The organism is Actinacidiphila cocklensis, from assembly GCF_907177275.1.
Lineage (GTDB): Bacteria > Actinomycetota > Actinomycetes > Streptomycetales > Streptomycetaceae > Actinacidiphila > Actinacidiphila cocklensis.
Window position 1 is genome coordinate 178,955 of the sequence record NZ_CAJSLV010000042.1, and the last position, 18,707, is coordinate 197,661.

Here is an 18,707-nt window from a genome sequence, read left to right on the forward strand (position 1 = left end):
GCACGAGTCACCGCACGGCCGCATGGCCGTCGCCGTCTTCGACGCCCTTGGCCGGCACCCGTGGGCGCCCGGACCACCCAGCACCGGGAAGAACTCGACCCCGCCGGCTGCCCCTTCCTCACCCGCACCACCGGCGACCCGCGCGACCACGACGACCGCAGCCGGTTCGCCACCGGCCCCGACATGCTCCTCGACGGCCGCGATACCGCCGCGGGCCCGGGCACAGGGACCTCTCGCGGGGGAATGGACAGGCCTGACGCCTGCGCCACCTGCGGGGCGGCCACGCCCAGGGGCCGGGCGGCCGGCCGCGGACGAGCATCGCGATGGGCATCGCCTGTGGCGCGTCGCACGTCTTGACGGACCTCACCGCTGTCCCTACCTTCTGGGAAGCGCTCTCTGCTCGTCGGCTGAACACCCCCACCCCGGTCCAGACAACGTTGTCATCGGAGGTCGCCCGTGCACCCCCTTCGCCTACGCTCACTTCGGCGCCTGCTGTCCGCCGCAAGCGGACTGGCGCTGCTGTCCGCCGCCGTGACCGGTGTCGCCACCGCTCCCGCGGCGCAGGCCGCGACCTCCACCGTCGTCGACGGCAGTGCCCGCTTCGAGGTGCTCAGCCCGACCCTGGTGCGGCTGGAGTACGCCGGGGACGGCGCGTTCCAGGACGGTACGACGTTCAACGCGGTCAACCGGAACTTCCCCGCGGCGCCGTACACCACGGATGTGACGTCCGACGGCTACCGGGAGATCATGACCAGCGGCCTGACCCTGCGCTACAAGCAGGGCAGCGGCCCCTTCACCGCGGCGAACCTGTCCGTCACGCTGGCCGGCACCGGCATGAACGCCAAGCCGGCCTTCCCTTCGTACTGCGCTGTGGGCGCCGCCTGCGAGGCGGAGAACGACCTGTTCGCCGGCCGGGCCGCGGCCGCGTACGACCACACGGGCCACACCGGGTCCGGTTTCGCCGCGGGCTTCGAGCAGACCGGCGCCGGCCTCACGCAGGACGTCTCGGCCGTCCCCTCCAGCGGCAACTACCGCCTCCAGGTGCGCTACTCCAACAGCAGCGGCAGCACCGCGACCCTGTCGACCACCGTCAACGGAGCGAGCGGTCCCGCGCTGAGCTTCCCGGCGACCTCGTCGTGGGACAGCTGGTCCACCGTGTCCACCACGGTCGCCCTGACCGCGGGCACCGACGCGCTGTCCGTGGTGCAGAAGGCCGCCGACACCGGCCGCGTCAACATCGACTCCCTGGCGGTCACCCCGGTCGCCACCACGACGTACCCGGCGGCGTCCACCACGCTGACCACCACGGGCTACGGTGCCGGGCCGACCAGCGTCCTCGGCGGCTGGTACCGGTCCCTGGACAACCCGGCGTCGCTGCCGGTCGCCGAGCACCCCGGGATCCTGGACCGCGACGGCTGGTACCTGCTGGACGACACCCGCACCGCGCTGCTCGGCGCCGACCGCACCGTCACCGACAGGTCCTCGCACGGCAGCCAGCCGTACCAGGACGGCTACTTCTTCGGCTACGGCCAGAACTACAAGCAGGGCCTGTCCGACCTGAACGCGCTGACCGGCGGGACGGATCTGCTGCCGCAGTCGGCGTACGGCGTCTGGTACTCCCGCTACTACGCCTACTCGGCCGCCGACTACGAGAACACGCTGCTGCCGAAGTTCCGCAGCACCAACACGCCCATCGACTGGCTGGTCGTCGACACCGACTGGAAGGCCCCGAGCACCTGGAACGGCTGGAACTGGAACACCGGCCTGTTCCCTGACCCCGGGGGCTTCCTGAACTGGACGAAGCAGCAGGGCCTTTCGGTGTCGATGAACATCCACCCGACGATCGACCAGGCCGACCCGAAGTTCGCGGCCGCCAACAGCGCCGCCGGCGGCCTGGCCCTGGACGGCGGGACGAGCTACAAGTTCGACTGGTCCAACCCCAAGCAGCTCGCCGCCTATCTCGCCCTGCACCAGCCGTTCGAGCAGCAGGGCACCCGCGAGTGGTGGCTGGACGAGTGCTGCGACTCCTCCACCGCGTCCGATCCGCACGTCGCCGCCGACAACCTGGTCAACCAGGCCTACGCCGACGACTCCACCGCCAAGGGCCTGCGCGGCTTCTCCTTCGCCCGCATCGGCGGCTCCATGCCCAGCGGCTACCCCAGCAACTTCCCGGTCGGTCCGTGGTCGGAGCGGCGCAACACCCTGCAGTTCACCGGGGACACCCCGGCCACGTGGGACATGCTCGCCTACGAGACCCGCTTCACCGCCGACGAGGCCGCGGCCGGCCTGAGCAACGTCAGCCACGACATCGGCAGCTTCCACGGCGGCCACCTCGCCGAGGACCTGTACGCCCGCTGGATGCAGTTCGGCGTGTTCCAGCCCGTCGACCGGATGCACTCCGACCACGGCGACCGGCTCCCGTGGAACTACACCGGCGCGGCCGCGGCCAGCGCCGAGTCCTCGCTGCGGCTGCGCGAGGCCCTGGTCCCGTACACGTACACCCTCGCCCAGCAGGCGAACACCACCGGCGTGCCGATCGTGCGGCCGATGTACCTGGACTACCCGACGCAGAACGCCGCGTACACCGCCACGGGTGAGTACCTGTACGGGCCCGACGTCCTGGTCGCACCCATCACCTCGCCGAACGACGCGAACGGCAACGGCTCGGCCTCGGTGTGGGTGCCGCCGGGCAGCTGGACCGACTACTTCACCGGCCGCACCTACACCGGCCCGGCCACCGTCACCATCACCGACCCGCTCTCGCAGCTGCCGGTGCTCATCAAGGGCGGCGGCATCATGCCGACCCGCACCGACTACGTCGACCACCAGGGCCAGAGCGCCCTCACGAAGCTCACCGTCAACGTCGCCGCCGGCGCCGACGGCACCTTCTCGCTCTACTCCGACGCCGGCGAGGGCAACGACTACAAGGCAGGCAAGTCCACCTCCGCGCCGCTGTCCTGGAGCGAGGCCGCGCGCACTCTGACCATCGGCGCCCAGAGCGGCGGCTTCACCGGCGCCCCGACCTCCCGCGCGTACACGCTGCGGCTGTCGAACTCCGCGGCGCCCACCGCCGTCTCGGTCGACGGCGTCCAGGTGCCCGAGACCGACTGGTCCTGGAACGCCAACCGCCGCACCGTCACCGTCACCACCGCCGCACTACCCCTCGGCTCGGCCCACACCGTGGCACTGACCGGCAGCGCGAGCGCCAACCCGGCCTCCGGTGAGGTGATCGGAGCCGGCGGTCAGTGCCTGGACGTCAACGGCGGCAACACCGCCGACGGCACCACCCTCCAGCTGTGGGGCTGCAACCACTCCGCCGCCCAGACCTTCGCTCACCCCGCCGACAACACCCTGCGCGTCTCGGGCAAGTGCGTGACGGTCACCGGCGCCGCCACCGGCAACAACGCGCAGGTCAGCCTCGCCGGCTGCACCGGTGCCGGATCCCAGACCTGGACCCACCAGACCAACGGCGCCCTGGTCAACACCGGCTCGGGCCGCTGCCTCGACGTACCCGGCGGCACCACCACACCCGGCGCCGCGCAACTCCAGATCTACGACTGCGACTCCGGGGCCGGGCAGGTGTGGAAGCTGCCGCCGGCGCCGCTGACCGGACCCGGCGGGCTGTGCGCCGACATCACCAACGGCGACCCCTCCACCCCCACACCCGCCCAGCTCTCCGGCTGCAACGGGACCGACGCCCAGCGCTGGGTCGCGCCCGGTGACCAGACCCTGCACGTCTTCGGCAAGTGCCTGGACGTGGCGGCCGGCGGCACCGCCAACGGCACCCCCACCCAGCTGTGGGACTGCAACGGCACCGGCGCCCAGACGTGGGTCACCCGCTCGGACGGGACGCTGTTCAACCCGCAGTCGGGTCGCTGCCTCGACGACAGCGGGAACAAGCAGCAGCCCGGCGACATCCTGCAGATCTGGGACTGCAACGGCACCACGGCACAGCGCTTCACCCTCGGCTGACGCCGTCCCCCGAGGCGGCGGCCCCAGGCTTGGGGCCGCCGCCTCACCATCCCGGCGGTGACGTGGTGGTGGGCGGAACGGGGGCTCGTGCATCGACAGGAGGCGGCGGGACTCCGCTCGGTCGACCCGGCCTGGTATCCCGGTGCCGACGTGGTCGACGTGGTCAGCGCCGACTCCTACCCGACGGCCGGCGACCACGGCCCGGTCGCGGTGACCTACGACCGCGAGCTGACGCTGACCGGTGACACCAAGGTCGCGACTCTCTCGGAGGTCGGCACCATCCCCGACCCGGACCTGCTGCGCGCCTACCAGGCCGACTGGTCCTACTTCGTGGCCTGGGCCGGCTCCGAGCAGGACGGCACCAGCAACTCCCTGGACTTCCTCAAGCGGGTCTACAGCGACCCGTACGTCGTCACGCTCGACGAACTCGGCGACTTCAAGCACTCCGGCGATCCCGACACGACCGCCCCCACCGCACCGACCGGGCTGGCCGGCACGGCGACGGCCTCAAGCGCCCTGCTGTCCTGGACCGCGGCCACCGACGACACCGGCGTCACCGCCTACGACGTCTACCGCGACGGCGCCAAGGTCGGCAGCACCGCCGGCACGGCGTACACCGACACCGGCCTGACGGCCTCCACCGCCTACAGCTACAGCGTCAGGGCACGTGACGCGGCAGGCAACGAGTCCGCGGCCTCCGCACCGGCCGCCGTCACCACGACGGCCGGCACGCAGAACCCGGGCTGCACCGCGAACTACACCACGACCAGCGCCTGGGGCACCGGCGTCAGGCGGCGGCGAGGGCCGACCGTGTGCGGCGCCGGTCGTGTGCGGCCAGGCAGGCCACGAGGACGGCGATCAGCACCGCGAGTACCAGGCTGACCGGTCCTGTGCCCCAGCCCAGGCCGCCGCGGCCGGTCGACACGCCCATCCAGTCCGCGAAGGAGGCGCCCAGCGGCCGGGTCAGCACGTACGCCCACCAGAAGGCCGCCACCGCGTTGAGGCCGGCGAGCCGGGCCAGTGCCGGGACGGCGATCAGGGCGGCGAACAGGACCCCGGAGGAGAAGTAGCCGAGGTGGAGGGAGGTGGCGGTGAGGTCGCCGGCCGCCGTACCCAGGGCGAAGGTGGCCAGCACGGTCGCCCAGTAGAACGTCTCGCGGCGCCTGGTGCGGATGCTGTGGATGGACAGGGTGCCCTCGCTCCGGTGCCAGGCGGTGAGAATGCCGGCCACGGCCAGGACGAACACCGCGGTGGACACGGCGTACGGGATGCCGACCACGTGCACGATGTCGGCGGCCATCGTGCCGAAGATGCTGACCATGACGATCGCCGCCCAGTAGGTCCACGCCGAGTAGCGGGGCGCGCGGAACTGCAGCCACAGCGACCCGACGAAGCCGATGAGCCCGAGGGCGCCGCCCACCGCGGGACCGAGCGAGTTCGCCAGGAAGTCGGAGGTGGTCTCACCCATCCCGGTGGTCAGGATCTTGGCCACCCAGAACAGGACGGTGACCTCGGGAACCTTGCTCCAGGCCTGCGCCGCCGCGACACCGGCCGGCTGCGGGCGCGGACCCGGCCGTGGATCGGTACCAGGTCCGGCGCCGGTTGCCGTGCCGTAGCCGTACTCGCTCTGTTCCATGGGCCCGCCGTTCTCCCGGCGCTGTCACGCGCCGCATCCATGATTGTCTACAGGACTGTAGACGATGGGAGGACGGATGGCGCAACCGGCCACGCCCCGCGCCGCCGGGGTGGTCAGGACTCCAGCAGGCCGCGGCCGAGCCAGTCGTGGGCGTCCCGTACACCGGGGAGGGCGTAGAAGTAGCCGCCGCCGACCGGGGAGATGTAGTCGACCAGCGGTTCGTCGATCAGCCGGGTCTGGGTGGCCTCGAACTGCCGTACCACGTCCTGCTGGTAGCAGCAGAAGACCAGGCCCATATCGAGGTTGCCGACCGCGTCGATGCCGCGGTCGTAGTTGTAACCGCGGCGCAGGATACGGGAGTCGTCGGTCCTGGCAGTGCGCGGGTTGGCCATCCGGATGTGCGCGTCCATGGGAATGGCGTAGCCCTGCGGGTCCTTGGCGTAGTCGGGCGCGTCGGTCTCGGTGGCGCCGTCCAGCGGGGCTCCGGTGTCCTTGCGGCGGCCGAACATCTTCTCCTGCTCGGTCAGCGAGACCCGGTCCCAGAACTCCACCAGCATGCGGATGACCCTGACCACCTGGTAGCTGCCGCCGCTCGCCCAGGCCGGCTCGCCCAGCGCGTCGGTGACCCACACCAGGCGGTCCATCTCGCGCCCCGAGCGCACGTCGGGGTTGACGATGCCGTCCTTGAAGCCGAGCAGGTTGCGCTGCGCGCCGGTGGGGCGCGCGGGGTTCTGGAAGCCGTCGACGCGCCACTTGATCTGCATGGCGCCGCGGGTGTGCCGTGCTATGTCGCGCAGGGCGTGCAGCACGGTGTCGGTGCTGCCCGCGCAGATCTGCAGGCTCAGGTCGCCGTGGCACATCTCCGGCTGGAGGTCGTCGTTGGGGAAGGTCCGCATCGGGGCGAGCCGGCGCGGCTTGGCGGCGGCCAGTCCGTAGCGGTCGTCGAAGAGGGAGGCGCCCACGCCGACGGTGACGGTGAGCGCGTCGGCGGGCACGACGGGGCCGAGCATTCCGTTGTCGGACGGCGGTGCGCCGACGCCGAGGTACGCCGGGGTGCCGCCGGCTGTCAGGAAGCGTGCCCGCTCGGTGATCGTCCGCATCAGGTCCCCGAGTTCGGCCCTGTTGTCCGCGATCACCCGGAGGGACACGAAGGTCGCCGCGGCGGGCTGCGGGGTGAGGATGCCGGCCTGGTGCTCGCCGTGGAAGGCCACCGCGGGCGCCTGGCCGCGCTGCGCGGCGTCGGAGGCCTCGGCGGAAGCCCCGCCGGCCGCGGTGGTCAGCGCGAAGCCGCCGCCGGCCAGCGCCGCGGCGCCGGCCCCCGCGCCGATCGCGTTCCTCACGAACGAACGCCGGCCGGTTCCGAAGCCCATCGGGCAGGAGGCCTCCCCGGAGGGAAGACCCTCGGGGCGGTGGGTGTCGGCGGACATCGGCGTTTTCCCTTCGGAAGAGTCGGACTTCGGGAGTGTTCGGACTTCGGGGGGGTGGACTTCGGGAGTGTTCGGACTTCGCGGGGAGGCAGGAGGACGGGGATCCGGAGGAGCCGGATGTCAGGCGGACTTCCTGATCTCCAGCAGGTCCGGGATCGGTGCGAGGTCCTCCAGGAGCTGGCCGATGGCGCCGTTGATCTTCGCCCGGGTGGTCGCGTCGAGCGACCCGAGCGGGGTCCACGCGGTCCCGTTGCGGGCGCCGTCGAGCAGGGCCTGCAAGCGGGCGATGCCGGCGTCGGCCACGGTCAGCTGCTGCGGGGCGCGCGCCGCGATCAGCGGGCGCAGCACGGTGATCAGCTCCCTGGTGCCGGCCAGGTTGGCGTCCGCGGTGGCCAGGTTGCTGCCGCTGCCCTCGTCGGTGTCGCCGGTCAGCTCGAACTGCAGGGTGTTCTCCAGGACCTCGTGGCTGCGCAGCGGCAGGTCCGAGGGGTCGAAGTCCTGGGTCGGGAAGGCCTTGCGCAGCCCGGTGACGTCGGTGGCGAGCCGGTCGGCGTACGGGCGCAGGGTCGCGGCGGACTGGCCGTGCCACAGGCCGTACTCGATCCGGTGGAAGCCGGTGAAGTCCTTGTCGTCGACCCCGCCGGGCAGGCCGTCGGCACGGCCGTCGATCCTGGCGTCGAAGTCGGCGAAGGTGCCGTAGGCGGCGCCGAGGGCGGCGTACTGGACGTGTGCGGCCAGCCAGGCCTGCCTGGCCTGGACGAGGTCCCCGGCGCGCAGGTCGGCGGCGAGCGCGGCGGCCCGGGTCTGCAGGGTCGCCAGGCCGGCGTCGACGTAGCCCTTGTAGGCGGCGAGCGGGCCGGCCAGGTCGGACTCGGACAGGGGCAGCACGGCGTGGACCGAGGTGCCGCCGCCGACGCGGACGACGGCGGAGGTGACGGCCTTGCCGCCGGTGGGGACGCAGCGCCAGGCGTACGCGCCACCGCCGACGGTCGCGCTGAGCGTGCGGGTGGTGCCGGGGGTGAGGCCCTCGATCTCGCCGTAGACGGCATTGCTCGCCGGGTCGATCAGATACACCTCGGAGGTCTGCGAGCCCGTGTTGTGCATCCTGAAGGTCTGCTGGCCGGGCTGCGGAGCGGTGAAGCCCTTGCCGCACTCCGTGGGCGAGACGGCGATGGTGGCGGTGACGGCCTCCTTGCCACCGGAGGCGGTGATGACCACGCCGGCTATGACCGCGGGGACGGCGATCACGGCGGCCGGGACGGCCCAGCGGGGGACGAGGCGCCAGGCCGGGGTGGCCTGCGTGGGCGCGGCCGCCTCTTCGCCGCCGGCGGACTCGGCCTGCGCAGTCCGGGCGGCGACCGGCTCGGCCGTGCTCGCCGGCCGGGGCTTGGGGGGATGCAGGCCGCGGACGAAGAGGGTCATCACCACGGCCAGGTAGGAGACATAGGCGCCGGCCTGCAGCCAGGTCATCTGCGTGGTGAGGTTGAACACCCCCTGGACCAGCTGCGCGTACCAGGCGTTGGCGTCGACCTGACCGGAGAGGTCGACCAGGTAGCTGCCGCCGCCCGGGAGCACCTTGCCCTCCTGCAGGTCGCGCAGGCCGTAGCCGAGGACACCGGCGGCGATGACGATCAGGCCGAAACCGGTCCAGGTGAAGAACCTGGTCAGGTTGATCTTCAGGACCCGCTTGTACAGCGCCCAGCAGGCCGCGGCGGCCAGCACCAGTCCGACGCCGCCGCCGATCAGCGGGCCGGCGCTGGAGCCGTGCGCGGTCTGCGCGTTGGTCCAGAGGAAGAGCGCGGTCTCCAGGCCCTCGCGGCCCACCGCGAGGAAGCTGGTGACGATCAGCCCTCCGGCGCCCATGGCGAGCGCGGCGTTGACCTTGTCCTTGATGTCGCCGGAGAGGTTGCGCGCGTTCTTCCGCATCCAGAAGACCATCGCGGTGACGAAGCCGATCGCGATGACGGAGAGGAAGCCGCCGAAGGCCTCCTGGGCGGTGGTGGGCATCTGCTGCGAGCTGAAGGTCAGCACCGCGCCGAAGCTCAGGGAGAGTCCGACGGCGGCGGCGACGCCGGTCCACACCTGGGGCAGCCGGGCGGTGTTGCCGCCGCGGACCAGGGTCGCGACCAGGATGGAGACGACCAGTCCCGCCTCAAGGCCCTCGCGCAGCCCGATCAGGAAATTGGGGAACGCGTTGTCCCACATCAGCAGCCGCCCCTCCGCGCGATCCCGCCCCGGGCCGCCCAAGTTAGTTGAGGCAAACCTTAGCATCGCGTCTACAGACTGTAGTCGTGAGGTCTCGCGCGAGCGGGGTGGCGACGCTACGGGTGGCGACCCCACCCCGTCACGGCTCCGTGGACCACCTCACCGGGCCGATCGATGCCGATGAGGCGGCGCCGCCTGCACGGTGCCGCCCGACAGCAGGAGCATCCTGGTGGCGCTGACGGCTTGGAGGCCTCGTCGCCGGAGGCCGTCGAGTATGCCCGGCAGCGCTTCGAGGGTGCCGACGTGGCCCATGTGCAGGCTGACGATCGAGCCGGGGCGGACGGTGCCCAGCACCGTACCCTGGATCGCAGCCGGGCCGGGATCGGTGTCGTCCAGGGAGTCCACGTCGTAGGACAGGCAGTGCGCGTACCCGGCCCTGCGGGCCAGCCGTTGCACCAGCGGTGTGGCCAGCGCGGTCTGCGAGGGGCGGAACCACGTGCCGATGGTGCCGGTCAGCGAACGCAGGCGCTGCGCACAGGCATCGATTTCCCGGTACGCGTCATCGCCGGTCATCGCGCAGATGTCCCAGTGGTGCTGCGTATGGTTTCCCAGGTCGTGCCCTCCGGCCGCGATGCGGGCGGCGATCGCAGGACAGTCGTCCAGCCATGTGCCGACCGCCAGGACGGTCAGACGCGCCCCGGCCTGTTCCGCGACCGCGAGAACCCTTTCGGCCAGGGCCGGTTCGCCCTGGCCGTGGAAGGTCAGCGCGACCATCGGCCGGCTGCGGGAGCCGTGGAGCACCTGGCCGGGAAGGTCTGCCGGGCAGAGCCCGGACATCGCCATGGGCGCTGCCATCTGCCACCGCGCCGCGGTGCGGGCCGGCGGGGCGCTCGGGAGCTGATCGAGCGAGCGGCTCACCACGGTCCGGGACGGACTTCTCGCGTCGTGTCGGCGTTCGACTGCCATGGCGGATACCTCGCAGGGTGAGGAGGCCGGCTGCGAAGTGCAGCCGGCTCTGGGCGCACAACTGACCGCCGGCGGACCGGACGGCCGGATGGTGACGACGGCGTGCGACAGCTCACCGCGTCGGCATGCGTCGTGCAGCGCCGGCTCCAGGAGCTGATGTCTACATCACTGTAGACAGTGAGGCGTGTCCGCGCGCTCTGCGCGGGTCCGTGCGTGTGACGTCCCCCGGACAGAGCGCAGCGACCTCTTCACCGGGGGAAATACGCGCGGTAGGCCGCGGAGCCGGACGGTACGGGGAGGGCGGCCGAGCGCCAGTGGCGGGCGAAGGCGGGCACCGGGCCGCCGCCCGCGACGAGGACCGCGACCGGCTGGTGGCGGGCCGCCGCCCGCAGCCCGCCCACCGTGATGCTCCGGTCCGCCCCCGCGGTCTCCCGCGACGCGCAGCCGGCGTAGAAGGCGAGGGGAACCGCCGAGTCCCCGGAGAGCAGGCACGGTGGCCGCACACCGTTCGAGCGCAGGCCGGCGGCCATGGCGTCGTAATCCCCGCGCGCCTGCCGGTTGTTGCCGACCGCGCCGGCCAAGACGCCGCCCTGGATCGCCAGATGGCCGCACAGGGCCAGGGCGACCACGGCGGTCGCGGTCGGACGCAGCCGGCCCGCGCCGTCGCGGACCAGCCACCACAGGCATTCGGCGACCGGGATCGCCAGCAGCGCGTAGGCGGGCAGCAGGAACCGCGGAGCGGCGTAGCCCACGCTGAAGAGATACGGCGCGGCAAGGAAGCCCGCGGTCACCAGCGGCAGCCACACGGCGGCCCGCCGGCCGCGCCAGGCCGCGGCGGCGCCGCCCGCGGCGAGCAGGGGCAGCGCGAACCACCAGGCCGAGTTCGCCCGATGCCGCCAGGGGACGTCGCAGGGGCGGCACAGCGTACGGCCGTCCAGCGCACGGACCTGGTCGTCCACGGCGAAGTGCAGCCCGAGACCGCCCTCGATCACGCTGGCCCGGTGCAGCCTGGCGGCCGGGCCGCCGTAGCGGGCGTACGCCTCGACCACCCACTCCGCGCAGCCCGCGAGCAGGCCCGCCGCCAGGACCGCGAACAGCGCGGGGCGGCGCCACCGGTGGACGGACAACGCGGCGCCGGCCAGCGGCAGTACGAGCCAGACCGCGTCCGGCGGGCGCATCAGCCCGACCAGTGCGACTGCGGCCGCCAGCCCGGCGAGGGCCGCGCGGTCCGTACGGTCGCGTGCCGCGCGCAGCAGACAGCCGACGGCGGCCAGCGCACCGTAGGCGCTCCAGAGGTTGGGCATCACCTGCGACCCGTACAGCAGGGTGATCCACAGCCCGGCGAAGAGGCCGCCGGCGAGGGCGAGCACCCGGGCGGGCAGCAGCGGACGCCACACGCGCAGCGCCACGAGGAGTCCGGCGCCGGACAGCACGGCGAGGTAGACCCGCAGGGCCGCGGTGGAAGAGGTCAGGCCCGCGACGGGTGCCGCCAGCAGGGAGATGCCGCGTGCCCGGGGCGCGCTGAAGAAGGCGGCAGGGACGTGCGCGGCGACCTGGCTGGTGTAGACGGTCTCGTCCCACCCCAGGCCGGAACCGGGCACGGCGAGGACCAGCTGGGCGAGCACGAAGGCGGCGCAGACCGCCGCCGGCCAGATGAAGGCATCCGGTGCGGCGGACGCGCCGGGGAAGGCGCGTGTGACCGGCAGCGGGCGGGCCGGCACGCGGAGCCGGTCTGACATCGGCGACCTCGCAGCGTCGTTGGCGGCGGCCGTGGGCGGCCGCCTTCCGTTGCCGACTCCGGTTGCGCGGGCGGATCGCGGCCACTCGGCGTGACGTCCGGCGGGACGCGAGATCGTGCCGCCGGGAGCCGTTCCGCACAAGCTACAACGCGTAGCGGCTTCGTCACGGTCGCCCCGCCGCCGGTCCCAAGGCACTCGCCCACCCACTCGTCCCCACCTCCGGCAACGGCCGATGCGCCAGGTAAGAGCAAGGGCGATCGCGAGCAGCGACTCCGCACCCGGCGCGCGCCTGGGATCTTCACACGGAACGGCCGCCGGCTTCGATCGGAGGTGACCTGGTCGCTTCCTAGGAGTCCTAGGCATATCCTAGGGTCCCTAGGAACTCTGGAAGGGGCGGAAGGCATGGCGCGCGCCGGACTGACGACGGAGCGGGTGACGGTCGCGGGCGCCGAGGTGGCGGACGAGGTCGGGCTCGACCAGGTGACCATGTCGCGGGTGGCACGGCGGCTCGGCGTGAAGGACGCAAGCCTCTACACCCACGTCCGCAGCCTGGAGGACCTGCGCGGGCGGATCGCGCTGCTGGCCGCGGACGAGAAGACCGTCCGCATCGCCGAGGCGACCGCCGGGCGGGCAGGCAGGGACGCGCTGATCGCGTTCGCGGGCGCATGGCGGGACTACGCCCACGAGCACCCCGGCCGCTACGCGGCGACGCAGGCCCCGATCCGGATCGACCCCGACCTGGTCGCGAAGGCGCCAGGACCCCGGCGCGCGATCGAGCTGACCTACACCATGCTGCGCGGCTACGGACTGGCAGAGCCCGACCTGACCGACGCCGTCCGGCTGCTGCGCAGCGCCTTCCACGGCTTCGTCAGCCTGGAGGCCGCCGGCAGCTTCGCGCACCGGCGGTCGCCGCAGCAGTCCTGGGTCCGCGCCCTCGACGCCCTGCACACCCTGCTGGAGCACTGGCCCCCGCCTGGAGAAGGAGACTCCCGATGACCGACCGGACCACCGGCAGCCTGCGCGTCGACGGCGCGACCCTGCACTACGACGTACGCGGCCGGGGGCCGCTCCTGCTGCTCATCCCCGGCGGGACGGGCGGCTCGGCCGCCTTCGACGGCATCGCCGACGCCTTGGCCGCCGAGTACACCGTGGCCTCCTACGACCCGCGCGGCATGTCCCGGAGCGCACTGGACGACCCCGAGGCCGAGCAGCACGTCAGCGAGCACGCCGACGACGCCTTCCGCCTGCTGGAACTGCTCTCGCCCGGGGCGCCCGCCCGGGTGTTCGGCGCCAGCTCCGGCGCGATCGCCGCGCTGGACCTCCTCACCACCTACCCCGGGCGCGTCGAACGCCTCGTGGCCCACGAACCGCCGGTCGTGGAGGTCCTTCCCGACGCCGACGAGCAGCGCGCGCTCGTCACACGGGTGCGGGACACCTTCCGCGCCCGGGGACTCGTGCCCGCAATGGCGGTCTTCGCCGCGGGGACACGCAAGGACGGCGCCGTCCCGGAGCCGCAGCCCGAGATCAGACTTCCACCGCAGGCGGCTGCGCGGGCCGAGCAGACGGTGGCGAACCTGCCGTACTTCGTCGGGCGCATCGTGCCCGCCTTCATGTCCTACGCACCGGACGTCACCACGCTTGCGACACTGCCCGACCGGCTCGTCCTCGCCGGGGGGCGGGACTCGGACGGCGAACTCCCCCACCGCGCGGTCGCCTCCCTCGCCGGGCTGTTGGGCACGGAACTCCTGCCCTTCCCCGGCGGGCACATCGGACTGACCACGCACCCGGCCGAGTTCGGCGAGACGCTCAGGAAGGCACTCAGCGCGCCCGTACCCGCGCGCTGAGGCTTGTGGCGACCAGCGGACCAGGCGGCCGTCGGTCACTCGGACCCGGCGCCGTCGGACGTCTGGCAGCGGATGCCGCAGAACCGGCGCGGTGCGGTGGTCGCCCACGCGATCCGGCGCGACACCGACGCGGTGGTCTGCCGGCTGCGCTTCCGCCTCGGGACGCTCTGAGGCCTCGCCACCGGATCCGGCAGGCCGGGCGCCCGGCGGCACGCCCTCACGCAGGGTCGGTACGGCGGTGCAGCAGCCGGCCGTGGGCGGCTTCGGCGTGGGTGACGACGTACACGTCGATGTCCTCGCCCGATCCTTCGATGATCGTCTCGCCGATACCGCGGGAGAGGACCCGCTTGAGCCGGCCGCGGCGGGTGGCGCCGATGAGGATGTGGCTGGCGTTGACCTCGCGCGCGAAGTCGAGGACGGCGCGGGCCGGGTCGTCGTCGGTGACGGTGTGGTAGGCGCCGCCGAGTTCCTCGACCAGATCGCGCTGGCGGGCCAGGAACCCGGGGGCGGCGGAGCCGATCGCGTCGTCGCGTTCGACGTGCACGGCGAGGAGTTCACCGCCCGCTCCGCGCGAGGCGGCCCGTTTGCCGCGCCGGATCAGGGTGTCGCCCTCCGATCCGCCGGACAGCGCGACCAGGATGCGCTCGCGGGTGGGCCAGGGCTGCTGGATGCCGTGGTCGCCGCGGTAGCGCAGCAGCGCCTCCTCCACGCGGTCCGCCGCCCACAGCAGGGCGATCTCGCGCAGGGCGGTGAGGTTTCCGGCGCGGAAGTAGTTGGCCAGCGCGGACTCGACCTTGTCCGGCGCGTAGATGTTGCCGTGGGCCATCCGGCGGCGCAGCGCCTCGGCGTCCATGTCCACCAGTTCGATCTGGTCGGCGCTGCGGACGACGTCGTCGGGCACGGTCTCGCGCTGGGTGACGCCGGTGATGTTCCGGACGACGTCGTTGAGCGACTCCAGGTGCTGGATGTTGACGGTGGAGATCACGTCTATCCCGGCGGCCAGCAGCTTCTCGACGTCCTGCCAGCGCTTGTCGTTGCGGGATCCGGGGATGTTGGTGTGGGCGAGCTCGTCGACGAGGGCGACCTGCGGGTGGCGGGCGAGGACGGCGTCGAGGTCCATCTCGGTGAACGTGCAGTCGCGATACGCCATGGTCCTGCGCGGCACGGACTCCAGGCCCTCGGCCATCCGGCGGGTCAGGGTCCTGCCGTAGTCCTCCGAGAAGGCGATGACCACGTCGGTACCGCGGTCGGCGCGGCGGTGGCCCTCGGCGAGCATGTCGTAGGTCTTGCCCACGCCGGGGGCCGCCCCGAGATAGACGCGCAGCCTCCCGCGCACCACGGCCACTCCCTTCGGGCGAGCCGGCCTTGCTGAGCCCTGCGGCCCGGCCGGCACCTCACCGCCCGGGCCCGGACCCGTACTCCTCCATCATCGTCCACAACGATGCTGCCGCAGCCGGAGCGGGTCCGCCGCCTCAGGCCAGGGCCTCCTCCTCGAACGCGGCGGGGGTGGCGGCCGGCAGCGACACCACCATCGTGAGTCCTCCGCCGGGGGTGTCCTCGGGAGTGAGGGTGCCGCCCATGGCCTCGGTCAGGCCGCGGGACAGGGCGAGTCCGAGGCCGAGGCCGGTGGCGTTGTCGGTGTCGCCCATCCGCTGGAACGCCTCGAAGACCCGGTCGCGGTCCTCGGCCCGCAGTCCGGGCCCCTGGTCGATGACCCGCAGTTCCACCCTCTCGCCGAGGGCACTGGCGCTGACCAGGACCTTCTTCCCCGGTGGTGTGTGCCGTACGGCGTTGGTCACCAGGTTGGCGATGACCCGTTCCAGCAGCGGCGGGTCCGCGAGGATGTCGGCGGCGTCCGCCACACCCTGGGTGACGACCGGTACGGCGGTCTCGGGGAGGCTGTCGAGGGCCGGCGGGAGGACCTCGGCGAGCGCGGTCGGAAGCAGGTGCAGGGTGAGGGCGCCGGCCTGGAGGCGGCTCATGTCGAGGAGGTTGTCGACCAGGCGGTTGAGCCGGGCGAGCGACTCCTCGGCGGTGGCGAGCAGTTCGTCGCGGTCCTCGTCGCTGAAGGCGACGTCGCGGCTGCGCAGGCTGCTGACGGCGGCCCAGCCGCTGGCTATCGGGGTGCGCAGGTCGTGGCTGACGGCTGCGAGCAGCGCGGTACGCATCCGGTCGGCGGCCTTGACCGGCTCGACCTCGGCGGCGGCTTCGGCCAGCCGGGCGCGTTCCAGGGCGGCGGCCACGTGGCCGGCGAAGGCGACGAAGACCCGGCGCTCCGACGCGGCGAGCCGGCGGCCGCGCAGCACGAGGACGTCGTCGGGGCCGACCGGCGCCGCCACCGTGTCGGCGTCGGTGTCCCCCGTGCCGCCGTCGGGGCCGGTGCGGCGTACCAGTTCCGCGGAGTCCATGCCGAAGGCCTCCCGCGTGCGGCGCAGCAGCACCTCGACGGTGTGGTCGCCGCGCAGGATGCTGCCCGCCACGGAGGACAGGGTCTCCGCTTCCGCGGTGGCGTTGGCGGCCCGCCGGGACAGCCGCAGCGACTGGTCGACGACGGTCGCCACGGTGACGGCGACGACCGCGAAGACGGCGAGCGCGAGGACGTTGTTCGTCTCGCCGATGGTGAAGCGGTGGATCGGCGGGATGAAGAACCAGTTGAGCAGCAGCGAGGCGGTGATCGAGGCGAGCAGCGCGGAGGCCACGCCTCCTATGCAGGCCACGCCGACCACTGCGAGCAGGAATAGCAGCGCGTCGGTGGTGAGGTTCAGGCTGTCGCGGGTGTGGCTGAGCAGGACGGTGAGCAGGATCGGGATCACCAGACCGGTGAGGGGTCCCGCGACCCTGCGCACTCGCGGCAGACTGCTGCTGGGGGTGGCGAGCAGCCGGCCGCGGCGGGCCCGCTCGTGGGTGACCATGTGGACGTCGATGTCCCCTGACTGCTCCACCGTCGTCTCGCCGACGCCCCGGCCGGTCAGGAAGTGCGCGAGCCTGCCGCGGCGGCTGGTGCCCATGACCAGCTGCGTGGCGCTCTCGGCGCGGGCGAAGTCGAGCAGCGCGGTGGGAACGTGGTCGCCCACCACGGAGTGGAAGGTGCCGCCCAGCGACTCGACCAGCGCCCGCTGCCGGGCCAGCGCCGCCGGCGAGGCGTCGGCCAGCCCGTCGCTGCGGGCGATGTGCACCGCGAGGACGTTCCCGCCGGCCGAGCGATCCGCGATACGGGCGGCCCTGCGGATCAGCGTTTCGCCTTCGGGGCCGCCGGTGAGGGCGACGACGACCCTCTCGCGCGTCTCCCACACCCTTCCTATGCCGTGCTCGGAGCGGTATTTCTGCAGGGCCTCGTCCACCCGCCCCGCCACCCACAGCAGCGCCAGCTCGCGCAGCGCGCTGAGGTTGCCGACCCGGAAGTAGTTCGACAGCGCCGCGTCGACCTTCTCCGGGGCGTAGACGTTGCCGTGGGCCATCCGGCGGCGCAGGGCCTCGGCGGGCATGTCGACCAGTTCGATCTGGTGGGCGCGGCGGACGACCTCGTCGGGCACGGTCTCGCGCTGCGGTACGCCGGTGATCTTCTCGACGACGTCGTTGAGGGACTCCAGGTGCTGGATGTTGACGGTGGTGATCACGTCGATGCCCGCGGCGAGCAGGTCGTCGATGTCCTCCCACCGCTTGGCGTGCCGGCCACCGGGCACGTTGCTGTGGGGTAGTTCGTCCACGAGCGCGAGCTGAGGGGCACGTTCCAGGACCGCGTCGGTGTCCATCTCGGTGAACGACGTGCCGCGGTAGTCGCGTACGGCCCGGGGCAGAACCTCCAGGCCGGACAGCATCTCCTCGGTGTGCGGGCGCTTGTGGCACTCCACGAAGGCGACGACGACATCGGTGCCGCGCTCCGCCCTGCGCCGGCCCTCGTCCAGCATCCGGTAGGTCTTGCCCACGCCGGGGGCCGCGCCGAGGAAGACCTTCAGCCGGCCGGGCCGGCCGTTGCCCAGTCGGCCCGCGATGGGGGAAAGCGTGGCAGGCGTCATGAGGCGCCCTCCTTGCGTGAAGTTCGGTGTCCGGTCCTCATGCGGTCTTGTCGAGGTCCACGTTGAGATCCAGGACGTTGACGCGCGGCTCCCCGAGGAAGCCCAGGTCGCGGCCGTGGACATGACCGGCCACCAGTCGGCGGACGTCCGCCTGGGACAGGCCGCGGGCCTTGGCGACCCGGGCGACCTGCTCGTAGGCGTAGGCGGTGGAGATGTCGGGGTCCAGGCCCGAGCCGGAGGCGGTCAGGGCGTCGGCGGGGACGTCCTGGGGGTTGACGCCGTCGAAGGCGGCGACCGCGGCCCCGCGGTCCTTGATGGCCTTGATCAGGTCGGGGTTGTTGGGGCCGAGGTTGGAGGCGCCGGAGGCGAGCGGGTCGTAGGAGCCGGCGGAGGGGCGGGGCTGGAAGTACTTCGGGTCGGGCCGTGCGGCCTCGTCCGGGTCGGCGGGGTTCTTCTTGGGCAGGTCGAAGGTCTGGCCCAGCAGGCTGGAGCCGACGACCCGGCCGTCGTGGTGGACGAGCGAGCCGTTGGCCTGGTGGTGGAACGCGGCCTGCGCGACACCGGTGACGGCCAGCGGGTAGAGCACGCCGGTGATCACGGTGAGCACCAGCAGCATCCGCAGGGCGACCAGGTGGGTGCGGACCAGGGCAGGAAAGGAGTTGGGCATGAGGGTTGCCTTCTGTCGTCGGTCAGCGCAGGCCGGGGATGAACTGGATGACGAGGTCGATGAGTTTGATGCCGACGAAGGGCAGCACCAGGCCGCCGAGTCCGTACACCCAGATGTTCCGGTTGAGCAGCGAAGCCGCCGACGACGGCCGGTAGCGCACTCCGCGCAGGGCCAGCGGGATCAGCGCGATGATGATCAGGGCGTTGAAGATGATCGCCGAGGCGATGGCCGAGGT

At 72.7% G+C, this 18,707-nt stretch carries 11 protein-coding genes and 4 pseudogenes; 6 read left to right on the forward strand and 9 right to left on the reverse strand.

The window, feature by feature from the left end; translation table 11 throughout:
- The first annotated feature begins 456 nt into the window (after window positions 1–456).
- The 3 genes and pseudogenes from NFU81_RS06785 to NFU81_RS06795 all read left to right on the forward strand — a co-directional run.
- Window positions 457–3,972 carry a ricin-type beta-trefoil lectin domain protein gene (locus NFU81_RS06785; protein ID WP_251486028.1) on the forward strand — a complete coding sequence of 1,172 codons (3,516 nt, stop codon included), beginning with the start codon at window positions 457–459 and terminating at the stop codon, window positions 3,970–3,972.
- A gap of 87 nt (window positions 3,973–4,059) precedes the next feature.
- Window positions 4,060–4,386, forward strand: a pseudogene (locus NFU81_RS40775) (glycosyl hydrolase); the annotation flags it as partial.
- Window positions 4,387–4,419: 33 nt separating this feature from the next.
- Window positions 4,420–4,702 (forward strand): annotated as a pseudogene (locus NFU81_RS06795) (fibronectin type III domain-containing protein); the annotation flags it as partial.
- 57 nt (window positions 4,703–4,759) lie between these two features.
- On the opposite strand, the gene NFU81_RS06800 reads toward NFU81_RS06795, so the two are convergent.
- From NFU81_RS06800 to NFU81_RS06820, 5 genes are all read right to left on the reverse strand, one after another.
- A complete protein-coding gene (locus NFU81_RS06800) occupies window positions 4,760–5,608 on the reverse strand; it encodes a COG4705 family protein (RefSeq protein WP_251486031.1) in 849 nt (282 codons plus the stop codon).
- 113 nt (window positions 5,609–5,721) lie between these two features.
- The gene (efeB, locus tag NFU81_RS06805) at window positions 5,722–7,035 is read right to left on the reverse strand and encodes an iron uptake transporter deferrochelatase/peroxidase subunit (RefSeq protein ID WP_422665153.1); all 1,314 of its coding nucleotides are present in this window, start codon (window positions 7,033–7,035) and stop codon (window positions 5,722–5,724) included.
- A 120-nt stretch (window positions 7,036–7,155) separates the two neighbouring features.
- Window positions 7,156–9,240, reverse strand: a complete 2,085-nt coding sequence (gene efeU, locus NFU81_RS06810) for an iron uptake transporter permease EfeU (RefSeq protein ID WP_251486034.1) — start codon at window positions 9,238–9,240, stop codon at window positions 7,156–7,158.
- Between the two features lie 159 nt (window positions 9,241–9,399).
- Window positions 9,400–10,206 (reverse strand): polysaccharide deacetylase family protein, encoded by an 807-nt coding sequence (locus NFU81_RS06815; RefSeq protein WP_251486036.1) that lies wholly within the window; start codon window positions 10,204–10,206, stop codon window positions 9,400–9,402.
- Between the two features lie 248 nt (window positions 10,207–10,454).
- Window positions 10,455–11,945 carry a hypothetical protein gene (locus NFU81_RS06820; protein WP_251486039.1) on the reverse strand — a complete coding sequence of 497 codons (1,491 nt, stop codon included), beginning with the start codon at window positions 11,943–11,945 and terminating at the stop codon, window positions 10,455–10,457.
- A 402-nt stretch (window positions 11,946–12,347) separates the two neighbouring features.
- Here NFU81_RS06820 and NFU81_RS06825 point away from each other — a divergent pair, with 402 nt between their 5' ends.
- Genes NFU81_RS06825 through NFU81_RS06835 form a run of 3 tightly spaced genes read left to right on the forward strand, consistent with a single transcriptional unit; the run spans window position 12,348 to window position 13,960 of the window.
- Window positions 12,348–12,941 carry a TetR/AcrR family transcriptional regulator gene (locus tag NFU81_RS06825; protein ID WP_251486042.1) on the forward strand — a complete coding sequence of 198 codons (594 nt, stop codon included), beginning with the start codon at window positions 12,348–12,350 and terminating at the stop codon, window positions 12,939–12,941.
- A complete protein-coding gene (locus NFU81_RS06830; protein ID WP_251486045.1) occupies window positions 12,938–13,789 on the forward strand; it encodes an alpha/beta fold hydrolase in 852 nt (283 codons plus the stop codon). The genes NFU81_RS06825 and NFU81_RS06830 overlap by 4 nt, the downstream gene beginning before the upstream one ends.
- 3 nt (window positions 13,790–13,792) lie before the next feature.
- Window positions 13,793–13,960 carry a hypothetical protein gene (locus NFU81_RS06835; protein ID WP_251486057.1) on the forward strand — a complete coding sequence of 56 codons (168 nt, stop codon included), beginning with the start codon at window positions 13,793–13,795 and terminating at the stop codon, window positions 13,958–13,960.
- A gap of 76 nt (window positions 13,961–14,036) precedes the next feature.
- On the opposite strand, the pseudogene NFU81_RS06840 reads toward NFU81_RS06835, so the two are convergent.
- From NFU81_RS06840 to NFU81_RS06855, 4 genes and pseudogenes are all read right to left on the reverse strand, one after another.
- A pseudogene (locus tag NFU81_RS06840) lies at window positions 14,037–15,128 on the reverse strand (universal stress protein); the annotation flags it as partial.
- Between the two features lie 133 nt (window positions 15,129–15,261).
- On the reverse strand, window positions 15,262–17,805 hold the full coding sequence (locus NFU81_RS06845) for a sensor histidine kinase (RefSeq protein ID WP_251486047.1): 2,544 nt from the start codon (window positions 17,803–17,805) through the stop codon (window positions 15,262–15,264).
- Window positions 17,806–17,842: 37 nt separating this feature from the next.
- Window positions 17,843–18,472 carry a potassium-transporting ATPase subunit KdpC gene (gene kdpC / locus NFU81_RS06850; protein ID WP_251486048.1) on the reverse strand — a complete coding sequence of 210 codons (630 nt, stop codon included), beginning with the start codon at window positions 18,470–18,472 and terminating at the stop codon, window positions 17,843–17,845.
- Between the two features lie 22 nt (window positions 18,473–18,494).
- A pseudogene (locus NFU81_RS06855) lies at window positions 18,495–18,707 on the reverse strand (potassium-transporting ATPase subunit B); the annotation flags it as partial.